This window comes from Geoglobus sp., from assembly GCF_054018175.1.
The window spans coordinates 1-10,418 of sequence record NZ_JBPLZQ010000092.1; the positions used below are offsets into that span (position 1 = coordinate 1).

13 protein-coding genes are annotated in these 10,418 nt (G+C 54.1%); 5 read left to right on the forward strand and 8 right to left on the reverse strand.

Annotated elements, in window-relative coordinates:
* From rpsK to ACXJJC_RS07165, 8 genes are all read right to left on the reverse strand, one after another.
* On the reverse strand, positions 1-98 hold a 98-nt coding region (gene rpsK / locus ACXJJC_RS07130), incomplete at its 3' end, for a 30S ribosomal protein S11 (RefSeq protein WP_456370566.1).
* Between the two features lies 1 nt (position 99).
* On the reverse strand, positions 100-624 hold the full coding sequence (locus ACXJJC_RS07135; protein WP_456370546.1) for a 30S ribosomal protein S4: 525 nt from the start codon (positions 622-624) through the stop codon (positions 100-102).
* Between the two features lie 10 nt (positions 625-634).
* Positions 635-1,081: a 30S ribosomal protein S13 gene (locus ACXJJC_RS07140; protein WP_456370548.1), complete on the reverse strand. Its 447-nt coding sequence runs from the start codon at positions 1,079-1,081 to the stop codon at positions 635-637.
* 157 nt (positions 1,082-1,238) lie between these two features.
* Positions 1,239-1,457, reverse strand: a complete 219-nt coding sequence (locus ACXJJC_RS07145) for a hypothetical protein (protein ID WP_456370550.1) — start codon at positions 1,455-1,457, stop codon at positions 1,239-1,241.
* A 124-nt stretch (positions 1,458-1,581) separates the two neighbouring features.
* Positions 1,582-2,544, reverse strand: coding sequence for a diphthamide biosynthesis enzyme Dph2 (gene dph2, locus ACXJJC_RS07150; RefSeq protein WP_456370552.1), 963 nt, complete (start codon positions 2,542-2,544; stop codon positions 1,582-1,584).
* Positions 2,516-3,076 (reverse strand): hypoxanthine/guanine phosphoribosyltransferase, encoded by a 561-nt coding sequence (hpt, locus tag ACXJJC_RS07155; RefSeq protein WP_456370553.1) that lies wholly within the window; start codon positions 3,074-3,076, stop codon positions 2,516-2,518. Before hpt ends, dph2 begins: the two co-directional genes overlap by 29 nt.
* Complete coding sequence (gene ppsA, locus ACXJJC_RS07160) at positions 3,076-5,340, reverse strand: pyruvate, water dikinase (protein ID WP_456370568.1); 2,265 nt, start codon at positions 5,338-5,340, stop codon at positions 3,076-3,078. The genes hpt and ppsA overlap by 1 nt, the downstream gene beginning before the upstream one ends.
* 355 nt (positions 5,341-5,695) lie before the next feature.
* Entirely contained in the window at positions 5,696-6,910 is a 1,215-nt protein-coding gene (locus tag ACXJJC_RS07165) for a dihydroorotase (protein WP_456370555.1), read from the reverse strand.
* Between the two features lie 74 nt (positions 6,911-6,984).
* On the opposite strand from ACXJJC_RS07165, the gene ftsZ reads away from it, so the two are divergent.
* The 5 genes from ftsZ to ACXJJC_RS07190 all read left to right on the forward strand — a co-directional run.
* On the forward strand, positions 6,985-8,073 hold the full coding sequence (ftsZ, locus tag ACXJJC_RS07170; protein ID WP_456370557.1) for a cell division protein FtsZ: 1,089 nt from the start codon (positions 6,985-6,987) through the stop codon (positions 8,071-8,073).
* Positions 8,074-8,106: 33 nt separating this feature from the next.
* Positions 8,107-8,280 (forward strand): protein translocase SEC61 complex subunit gamma, encoded by a 174-nt coding sequence (locus tag ACXJJC_RS07175; protein ID WP_456370559.1) that lies wholly within the window; start codon positions 8,107-8,109, stop codon positions 8,278-8,280.
* The gene (locus ACXJJC_RS07180; protein ID WP_456370561.1) at positions 8,277-8,732 is read left to right on the forward strand and encodes a transcription elongation factor Spt5; all 456 of its coding nucleotides are present in this window, start codon (positions 8,277-8,279) and stop codon (positions 8,730-8,732) included. The genes ACXJJC_RS07175 and ACXJJC_RS07180 overlap by 4 nt, the downstream gene beginning before the upstream one ends.
* 3 nt (positions 8,733-8,735) lie before the next feature.
* Positions 8,736-9,209 (forward strand): 50S ribosomal protein L11, encoded by a 474-nt coding sequence (locus tag ACXJJC_RS07185; protein ID WP_456370563.1) that lies wholly within the window; start codon positions 8,736-8,738, stop codon positions 9,207-9,209.
* Between the two features lie 131 nt (positions 9,210-9,340).
* The coding region (locus tag ACXJJC_RS07190) for a translation initiation factor IF-2 subunit gamma (protein WP_456370565.1) at positions 9,341-10,418 on the forward strand (1,078 nt) is incomplete at its 3' end.

Consider the following 10,418-nt stretch of genomic DNA (forward strand, 5'->3'; position numbering starts at 1 on the left):
TCGCTCCCTTTGATGTCCGTAATCGTTATGATCGTGTTGTTGTAGGACGAGAATATGTGCGCTATACCCCACACTCCCTTCTTTTTCTTCTCCGCCATATTATCCCTCCGTTACCTGCTGCTTTGCGAAAGGTGAGTTTGAGTAGTAACCTATCTTGCTCTCCATATCTCTCTCGACTATGAAGCTGGGAGATGTGACTCTCCTGCCGTCTACAGCGATGTGCCCGTGGACTATCAGCTGCCTGGCCTGCTTTATCGTCTTCGCGAGTCCCTGCCTGTAAACGACCGTCTGGAGCCTCCTTTCCAGGAAGTCCTCCACGGTGAGGTTGAGTATGTCGTCAAGAGTTGCGTTTTCCGGAAGGATTCCCATCCTGTTCAGCTTCTTTATGACCTGCTGCGCCTTGGCCTTTGCGAGCTCTCCCTCCCTGCCGGGATAGTTGACCTTCGCGAGCAGATCTCTCGCAACCCTCCTGTACTTTCTCAGCAGGTTCTGGAACCTCCAGAGCTCCCTCTTGTTTCTGAGACCGTACTTGATCACGAGAGGAGCCTCCCTCTCGAGCCTGACTCTATCCCACGGCTTTGTGGGAGTCGTGTACTTCTTTTTTGGCTTCTTTGGATCGCCCATCTACACCACCTCACTTCTTCCTCCTGACGACACCAACAGTCGCGCCCTTTCTGCCTGTCGATCTCGTCCTCTGTCCTCTCACCTTGTATCCTCTCGCGTGCCTCATTCCTCTGTACGCTCTGATCTTGATCATCCTCTCGATGTCGAGCATCCTCGCGAAGTCGATGTCCTTGTTGAGCAGGTGCAGGTCCTTGCCGGTGTGGTAGTCCTTCCTCCTGTTGAGCATCCAGGACGGGAGTGTTTCGATCTCCTCCTCGATGAATTTCTTGAGCTTGGCAATTGTCTCGTCATCCAACTCACCGAGCTTTGCCATCGCAGGCACTCCGAGGTGATTTGTTATTGATCTGGCCATTCTGAGCCCTATGCCCTTGATACCGGTGAGCGCGTGAATCACGGGCTTCTTTCCGTCCAGATCCGTGTCCGCAATTCTGACGATGTGTCTGAATCCCTCCTCCATTGTATCACCTTCTGCCCTTTGCCTTAAGGAGAAGATATTTAAATATTGCTACCCGGCCTGAGAGACTGTGGCTTAGGGCGGGCTCTATTTAAAAATAGCGGCCCGCTCACCTCAACGAGTTGGCGCGCCCGTCACTGGTCTGGACGAGCTGAATGCACTACCTCTCAACTATGACCTCCGCCTTCGGTTTTCTCCTTTTGAACGCAAAGTCCTTTGCAGCGACAACGGCTTCACAGAACGGAACACAGCTGAAGCACCTGGTCCTCATAAGGTTGCAGTCGAGGACGTTGACCTTTCTGTTCTTGATGTCTATGACGATTCTCGTTTCTGTTTTTCTGATTCTAACTCTGACCTTTATCTCGCAGTCTGAGCACATGGGATTCACATCCTAATGATTATTGTAATTACAATTACGATCTGGAAAATATAAATCTAACGCAACTGCGGTGGTTTTAACAATGTTAAATAGCATGACGGGTTGCGAACCGGATAAATTCGAACTATATAAAATCGATGGAGAACTCTTCCCTGACTCCGAGCACGATCTCGAACTCTGCTGGAGAAATTACGGGCCTCGAAAACCTCGCATAGTCGTCATACGAAATCCTGGGGCAGGCAGTGTTCACGTAGCAGTCGAACCTGAAGTTGTCTATCATGGCCGGCGTAACCTCGTCCACCAGCAGGATTTCTGCCGATAGCCCTCTCTCGAGGGCAATTTCCTGGAGCTTCCTGGCGAGGGCAGTCCTGTTCTGTCCCGGCTTTGTGGAGACGATTATGCCGAAGCTCTCGCTCTCCATCGCCCTCGAGATTGCCAGGTATCTTTTCCTGACGAAGTCCTCCGTGTTCACGACCTCAACCTCTCCTGACAGGGGGCTGTAGGCGTACACCTTCTTTTTAGAGTATATGCTCGCTCCCACTGCATGGAACCTTCCGTCCCCTATGAAAAGAACAGCGTCAGCTCTCGAGTTGTCGAGGCACGTGTAGTTGCATCCGAGAACCTGCCCTCTGAGCTTCACGCCCCTCCCCCTTCTGAGCTCGACCGCGAAGCCCACGTCTTCGAGCAGTTTCGCCACATCGTCGAACTTCCATGCGTAGCTTGCCGTGCCAATGATTGCTATCCTTTTCTCCGCAATGACGTCCTTCAGAAGATCCACGTCTATGGCGTACTCGATGTTGTACGGAACGTAGATCACCCTATCCATGCGAATCATTTCTGTGTGCCCGAAGTGCAGCAGGACATCTACGATTTCGAGCAGAGAGGTGTCTATGTCGCATGCACCGTAGGAGGGCTTTCCGGACAGGATTATCCTGTAGCCCCTTTCTCTGAATTTCTCGGCTATCTCGCGGGCGTAAAACTTCAGCCCATCCGGAAGCTGGATTCCGAGAACTCTTGCGCTGCCGAGCTCCGAAAAAATGGAAGAAAAGTCTATCCTCTCAGATATGGTCGAGGATTTTGACCCCATCCCTTGAGACCTCTATCTTGACAAGGCTCTTGACATTGTATCCCTTCTCCCTCAGCATCCTCGCGCCCTCGCCCTTCTCCACAACAGCCACGAAGTCCTTGATCACCGCTCCGGCCCTTTCAAGAGCCTTGAGGGTTGCAAGAGCAGTTCCTCCGGTGGATATGACGTCGTCGACGAGTATGACCCTGTCGCCCTTCTCTATCCCGTTTATGTACAGCTTCCCCTTCGAGTACCCCGTCTGCTGGTCCACGACGATCTCGTTGGGCAGGTTGTATGCCCTCTTTCTGACCACCACTATCGGTATGCTGACCGCAAGACTCAGCGCGGTGGCTATGGGGATGCCCATGGCCTCCACGGTGACTATCTTGTCCACATCGAGGTCGGCGATTCTGATTATTCCGGACACCGCCTCCCTCACAATGTCCGGGTCAAGCTCTGGCACGCCGTCCGTGAGGGGGTGGATGAAGTAGGGGTAGTCTCCCTTCATTATGACCGGCGCACTCTCGAGACTCCTGATCAGCTTGTTGAGCATCAGAGACCCCTCAGCTTCTCGAGCATTATCTTCTTCTCGACCCTCGCCACAGTCTCCCTCACCCTTTCGACAGCATCCGGGTTGGCCGAAACGCTGTCTATTCCGAGCTTGACGAGTTTCTCGACAACGTGCGGGTAGCTACCGGCCTGTCCGCATATCGACGTCTTCACTCCGTGCTCCTTGCACACCTTTATGACGTGCTCTATGAGCTTGAGAACCGCGGGGTGGGTTTCGTCGTAAAGGTAGGCCACGTTCTCGTTGTTTCTGTCAACCGCGAGCGTGTACTGGGTGAGGTCGTTCGTGCCGAAGGACACGAAGTCTATACCCTCCTTCACCAGGTCCTCGATTATGAGCGCTGCCGCTGGCGTTTCCACCATTATCCCGAACTCGATCTTGCTCAGGGGTAGCCCCTCCTCCTCGATTATCCGCTTCGCCCTTCTGACCTCGTCGACCCTCGTTACGAGGGGCAGCATGATACCTATGTTGGTGTACCCCTCCTCAACGAGCCTCTTGATTGCCCTGATTTCGGCCCTGAAGTGAATGTCCTCCACGAGGTCCCTCCTTATTCCCCTGAATCCGAGCATGGGGTTGGCTTCTATCGGCTCGTTCTCTCCGCCCTCCATTGCCCTGAACTCGTCTGTTGGTGCGTCGAGAGTCCTCACCCAGACCGGCTTGGGGTAGAATGTGTCAACGACGGTTTTTATCCCCTCGTACAGCTTCTGGATGTACTCCTCGATCTCTCCGTCCCTTATGTACTTCATGGGGTGCTTTGGAAGTCCGAGAACCATGTGCTCAATCCTGAAGAGTCCCACGCCGTCTGCACCGGTCTCATACGCTCTCTTTGCCCCGTCCGGAATGGAGATGTTGACCTTGACCTCGGTTGCGGTGATGATCTTTGCCTTGGTCACGACCTCTGTCTTCTTCTCATCGTCCTTCTCGAGCTCCACCGACCCCTCGTACACAACTCCCTTCTCACCATCCACTGTGACAACCATTCCGTCCTTGAGGACCTTTGTGGCCTCCTTCGTTCCAACCACTGCAGGCACACCGAGCTCCCTGCTGACAATTGCGGCGTGACAAGTCATGCCACCCTCGTCCGTCACTATCGCGGACGCCCTCTTCATTGCCGGGACCATGTCCGGAGTCGTCATCGTGGTTACCAGGATGTCTCCCTCCTCGACCTTGTTTATCTCCTTCTCGCTCGTTATGACCTTCACCTTGCCAACCCCTATCCCCGGGGACGCCCCGAGACCCTTGAGGAGCACCTTAAGCTCTCTCTTCACGGTCGTCGCCTCCTCACCCTTCTTGCCCTTTATCGTGGTTATGGCCCTTGACTGCAGGATGTACACCTTACCCTTCTCGATACCCCACTCAACGTCCTGGGGATGACCGTAGTGGTTCTCTATTAGCTCGGCAAACTTTACGAGCTCCTCAATCTCCCCGTCGGACAGCACCCTCTCCTTAGCCTTTTCGGGAGGGAGCTCGACCGTTACGGTCTCTCCCCTCTCGTTCTTGGTTATCATGATCTTCTTCTCTGCCACGTTTATCTCCACAAGCCTCTTGGCGATTCTGTCGTAAACGTAGGTGTCCGGGCTAACAGCCCCACTCACGATTGCCTCTCCGAGCCCGAAAGCTGCCTCAATTATGCAGAGCTTCTCACCTGTTACCGGATGTGAGGTGAACATGACCCCGCTTTTCTCGCTGTTGACCATCTTCTGGACAACTACGGCGATGCTCACCTCCTCGTGCTTGAAACCCTGCTGTATTCTGTAGTATATCGCTCTTGGAGTGTAAAGGCTGCTCCAGCACTTCCTGACCTTCTCGACGACGTCGTCCTCTCCCCTCACGTTCAGATAGGTTTCCTGCTGTCCCGCAAAGCTCGCCTCTGGCAGATCTTCTGCGGTGGCGGAGCTTCTCACTGCCACAAATACCTCCTCGCCCTCCTCCTCGCATAGCTTCCTGTAGGCCGCCCTGATCTCCTCCTCTATGTTTTCTGGAATCTCGGAGGTTTCGATCATTTCCCTTATCTTCCTCGACACCTCGTTCAGCTCGTCTGTGTTTTCCACGTCAAGCCCCCTGAGCATGTCGTTTACCTGGTACCACAGGCCGGTGGCCTCCATAAACTCGAGAAACGTCCTGCTGTCCACCACGAAACCGTTTGGCACCGGAATTTCATTTCTGAGAAGCTCTCCCAGGTTCGCACCTTTCCCCCCTGCGAGAGGTATGTCATCCTTACCTATCTCATTGAGCCACAGAATTCCCATGATAACCACCTGCTTGAACCAGAGTCCTGAAATTATAAAGGTTTTTCCTTACTCCCCCACGGGAGTCGGTTTAAAATCGTTAAGAATGGAGGGGTGTGGCTCCGCCAACCGACCCATGCTCATGCTCGTCACACGGGCGTGGGAAGCGGAGCAATGTTATTCTGATAACATGGTATTAATAAGCTTTGTCTTATTACTACAACTACATTCGCTCACTCTCTTGACCTCTTCAGCCTCGCTTCGACGAACCTTTTGTTGAGAACCTCCCTCCTGCAGACCTTCCTTCTCATGTTCAGCTCGAAGTAGTAGTCGAGAAGCTCGTCGTCGTCCATGAACAGCGTTTCTTCAGGCGACCTTAAAAACCTGCCTCGCTGTTGTAAACCCTGCCCACACCCTCGAGAATGTCCCCTCCGTCCTTTACAACCTCCCCCCTCAGGATAACCGTGTGGGGAAACACTGCAGGAAAACCTTCGTAGGGCGTCCACCCGCAGAGGCTGTGGAGCTTCTTGGTGTCAATCCTTTCCACCCTCGATATGTCGAAGGCTACGATGTTTGCGTATTTTCCGACCACTATTCCTCCGTACTCTCTGAACCCGAATATCCTAGACGGGTTCACGGCGATCTTCTCCACGAGGTCGAACACGTTTACTTTTCCGTAGAAGACGAGCCCCATCATCAGGGGATACATCGTCTCAACTCCCGGGTAGCCCGAGGCGCCACTCTGCTTCTCCTCCACCGTGTGCGGGGCGTGGTCCGATGCGATAACGTCCACCTTCGAAAAGTTCTGGAGGAGGAACTCCCTGTCCTCCTCGTCTCTGAGCGGAGGGTTCACGTTGACGAATCCGTTCAGCCTTTCATAGTGTGTTCTGTCGAGGAGGAGGTGGTGTGGTGTGACCTCGATGGTAGAGGGGGAAGTGGAGATGATCTCGAAAGCCTCCCTCGTGGAGATGTGGCAGAAGTGGTGGCCATCTCCCGCAAGCTTCCTCACAGCCTCTATTTCTGCCATCCTGTCTCTGTGGAGAAAGTTCGGGATGTCGTTCGACTTCACGTGCTCTGGAACCTCGGCGTGGATGGTGGTGAGGTGTCTCACACCTCTCACAATCTCTGCGTCCACCTGGAACTCCGGATTTTCGTGCTGGAGGAACACCTCTCCGACGGCCGGGTTGTAGCCCTTCGCCTTCAGATTGTCCACGATCTCGTTGATCTCGCTGAAGTTTCTCCTCGTCAGACCCACGTTCAGGGAGTAATCCACGTTGAGGTGCTTCTCCGCCAGCCTGACCCTCTTCTCGTACCTCTCCACCGAGTCGATGAACGGTCTGGTGTTCGGCTGGTCAACGACCAGGCATATCCCACCGTACAGGGCTGAGAGGGTACCGCTTCTTATCGTCTCCTTCCTGCTTTCTTCAAAATCCCTGAGGTGGACGTGAACGTCTATCCCAGCCGGCATTATGAGCCCTTTAATCCTTTTTCCCGTAAGCTGCTTGCTTATTTCGACGATTTTCCCTTCCTCTATTCTTATACCGGCGGTGACGAGTTTGCCGCCGGTGATGATTTTGCCGGAAATAATCATCGCCTGAGCTTGAGAACAAAGGTTTAAATACTATTCTGGCCACTAAACTAAAAAAACTCTGCGAGGAGAGGATTATGGATTCAATCGTGAGGGAGGCAATTAAGAGGGCAAATGAGGAGAGAAGGGCTTTTGCGAAGGAGGATGAGGATGACGAAATTCTGCAGATGCTTCACGAGCTGAAGACTGTCATAAGGGTTGTTGGAGTTGGTGGAAGCGGGTGCAACACCATAACGAGGATGTACGAGGAGGGCATCGAGGGTGCTGAGCTCATAGCAATAAACACGGACGTCCAGCACCTGTACTACACCAAGGCCGACAAGAGAATTCTGATAGGAAAGAAGAGGACGAGGGGTCTCGGTGCGGGCAGCCTCCCACAGGTCGGCGAGGAGGCGGCCAAGGAGAACGAGGAGGAGATCAGGGCTCTGCTCGAAGGCTCTGACCTCGTCTTCATAACGTGTGGTCTCGGTGGAGGAACGGGAACCGGAGCGGCCCCAGTGGTTGCTGAGGCAGCCCAGGACGCAGGGGCTTTGACAATTGCCGTCGTCACGCTGCCGTTCTCTGCTGAGGGAGCGATAAGGAGGGCAAATGCTGAAGCAGGGCTTGAGAGGCTGAGGGAGGCTACTGACACGGTCATAGTCATTCCGAACGACAGGCTGCTCGAGGTTGTGCCCAACTACCCGATGCAGCTGGCTTTCAAGGTTGCCGACGAGGTCCTCATGAGGGCGGTGAAGGGCATAACTGAATTGATCACCAAGCCTGCGCTGATCAATCTCGACTTTGCGGACGTCAGGACGGTTATGGAGAAGGGAGGAGTGGCAATGATCGGTCTTGGAGAAGCGAGCGGTGAGGACAAGGCATCTGAGAGCGTCAGAAAGGCTCTCAAGAGCCCGCTGCTCGACGTGGACATCACGGGTGCAAAGGCTGCACTGGTCAACGTGACCGGTGGGCCCGACATGACAATAGAGGAGGCGGAGAGCATAGTCGAGGAGATTTACAGCAAGATTGACCCCGACGCGAGGATAATCTGGGGAGCCATGATAGACCCATCCCTTGAGAGCACCATAAGGACGCTGGTCATAGTTACTGGCGTGAAGTCTCCGCAGATCTTCGGCAGGAAGGGACCGGCGATAACCAAGAGGTACGGAATCGACTTCGTGAGGTAAATCTTTAAAAACCGACATTGGGTAGGCAGGGCTATGATCAACGACAAGCTTAAGGATTACATAAACATCCTCAAGATGACGAGAAAGCCCGACAGGGAGGAGTTCATTACCACGACGAAGGTAGCTGTGGCTGTAATGTTCGTGGTTGGCTTCATAGGCTTCATAATTTACCTTCTCATGGATGTCTTACCGGGGGCCCTGAAATGAGCAGGTACTTCATAGTCAAGACAACTGCGAACCAGGAGAGGATAGTGGCGAACCTGATGGCTGCGGGAGTCAGGAAGAGGGGCATAAGGCTTTACTCGATCCTGGCGCCGAAGGAGATCAAGGGGTACATAATCGTCGAGGCGGAGAGCAACGAGGACATCGTCAATGCGATTAAGGGCGTTCCCCACGTTAAGGGGCTCGTAAAGGGTGAAACGAGCCTTACCGAGATTGAGCACTTTCTGAAGCCAAAGAAGGCGGCAGAGCAGATAAGAGAGGGTTACAAGGTCGAGATAATAAGCGGCCCGTTCAAGGGTGAGCTGGCAGTTGTCAAGAGAGTTGACGAGGCTAAGAACGAAATAACTGTCGAGCTTCTTGAGGCCGTGGTTCCGATTCCTGTAACCGTGAAGGCTGACAACGTGAGAATTCTTGAAAAGACCGAAGAGGAGGTGTAGTGAATGCCACAGGTAGTGGAAGTTCTTGTTCCTGGTGGGAAGGCAACTCCGGGTCCACCGCTCGGTCCCGCGATAGGTCCTCTTGGACTGAACGTCAAGCAGGTCGTGGATAGGATAAACGAGGCCACGAAGGACTTTGACGGTTTGCCCGTGCCTGTCAAGATAATCGCGAAGGAGGACAGGACTTTCGACATCGAGGTCGGTGTTCCACCGGTCTCAGCGCTGATAAAGAAGGAACTCGGACTCGAGAAGGGGTCGAAGGCCACTGGCAGGGAGTACGTCGGAGACCTCACGATGGAGCAGGTGGTCAAAATCGCCAGGATAAAGCACAAGCAGATGCTCGCCTACGATCTTAAGGCTGCGGTGCTGGAGGTCCTCGGCACTGCGGTTTCGATGGGCGTAAAGGTCGAGGGCAAGCATCCAAAAGAGGTTCAGCAGGAGGTAAAGGAGGGCAGGATCGATATTCCGGAGGAGTGATCTCCTCATTTTTTGCTTTTTCTGATCTGGCTTGACTGACCTGCACGGGATGTCTTTGTGGCATCGCTTTCTGTTCTGTCCCGGTGTGCGGGAACAAATAAGTTAAATACCATTTCCTCATCCGATGCCTTATGAGTGATGATGTTCCTCTGCCAGAAGTGAATATAGGTATGGTCGGTCATGTTGATCACGGTAAAACCACTCTTGTTGCTGCGTTAAGCGGTGTGTGGACTGACAGGCACAGCGAGGAGCTCAAGAGGGGAATTTCGATAAAGCTCGGGTATGCAGACGCGACGTTCAGGAAGTGCCCGAAGTGCGAGGGGACCGAGGCCTTCACCGTGGAGAAGGTCTGCCCCAAGCACGGTGTTGAAACCGAAATTCTCAGAACTGTGAGCTTCGTTGACAGCCCGGGTCACGAAACGCTGATGGCGACGATGCTGAGCGGTGCAGCGCTGATGGACGGCGCGGTTCTGGTCATAGCTGCAAACGAGAAGTGCCCCAGGCCCCAGACGAAGGAGCACCTGATGGCCCTCGAGATCATAGGGGTCGACAGGATCGTCATCGTCCAGAACAAGATCGATATTGTGCCAAAGGAGAGGGTTCTGGAGAACTACCAGGAGATCAGGGAGTTCGTGAAGGGGACGATAGCCGAGAGCGCCCCGATAATTCCCGTGTCGGCGCAGCAGAGGGTGAACATTGACGCCCTCATCGAGGCGGTTGAGGAGGTAATCCCCACGCCAGAGAGGGACCTCGACTCTCCACCGCTCATGTACGTTGCGAGGAGCTTCGACGTCAACAGGCCGGGAACCAGGCCCGAGAACCTTGTCGGTGGGGTCGTGGGTGGAAGTCTCTCCAGGGGCAGGCTTAGGGTCGGTGACGAGATAGAGATCAGACCTGGGGTCAAGGACGAGAGGGGCAACTACAACCCGCTGTTCAGCGAGGTCGTGAGCATAATGGCCTCTGGCCGGAACGTGGAGGAGGCAACTCCTGGAGGGCTGATAGGCGTTGCCACGAAGCTCGACCCGTTCATAACGAAGGGTGACGGCCTCGTGGGTAACGTGGTTGGACATCCGGGAAAGCTTCCGGATGTGCTGTTCGAATTCACGAGGGAGGTCCAGCTTATAGAGAGGGTCGTGGGCGTAGAGGAGGAGCTGAGGGTCGAGAAGATACATATGAACGAACCACTCATGCTGAGCGTTGGAACCTCGA

Coding starts and splice junctions, on each gene's coding strand:
- ACXJJC_RS07135 (WP_456370546.1), bottom strand. CDS start 624: ATGGGCGATCCAAAGAAGCCAAAAAAGAAGTACACGACTCCCACAAAG.
- ACXJJC_RS07140 (WP_456370548.1), bottom strand. CDS start 1,081: ATGGAGGAGGGATTCAGACACATCGTCAGAATTGCGGACACGGATCTG.
- ACXJJC_RS07145 (WP_456370550.1), bottom strand. CDS start 1,457: ATGTGCTCAGACTGCGAGATAAAGGTCAGAGTTAGAATCAGAAAAACA.
- dph2 (WP_456370552.1), bottom strand. CDS start 2,544: ATGGGGTCAAAATCCTCGACCATATCTGAGAGGATAGACTTTTCTTCC.
- hpt (WP_456370553.1), bottom strand. CDS start 3,076: ATGCTCAACAAGCTGATCAGGAGTCTCGAGAGTGCGCCGGTCATAATG.
- ppsA (WP_456370568.1), bottom strand. CDS start 5,340: ATGGGAATTCTGTGGCTCAATGAGATAGGTAAGGATGACATACCTCTC.
- ACXJJC_RS07165 (WP_456370555.1), bottom strand. CDS start 6,910: ATGATTATTTCCGGCAAAATCATCACCGGCGGCAAACTCGTCACCGCC.
- ftsZ (WP_456370557.1), top strand. CDS start 6,985: ATGGATTCAATCGTGAGGGAGGCAATTAAGAGGGCAAATGAGGAGAGA.
- ACXJJC_RS07175 (WP_456370559.1), top strand. CDS start 8,107: ATGATCAACGACAAGCTTAAGGATTACATAAACATCCTCAAGATGACG.
- ACXJJC_RS07180 (WP_456370561.1), top strand. CDS start 8,277: ATGAGCAGGTACTTCATAGTCAAGACAACTGCGAACCAGGAGAGGATA.
- ACXJJC_RS07185 (WP_456370563.1), top strand. CDS start 8,736: ATGCCACAGGTAGTGGAAGTTCTTGTTCCTGGTGGGAAGGCAACTCCG.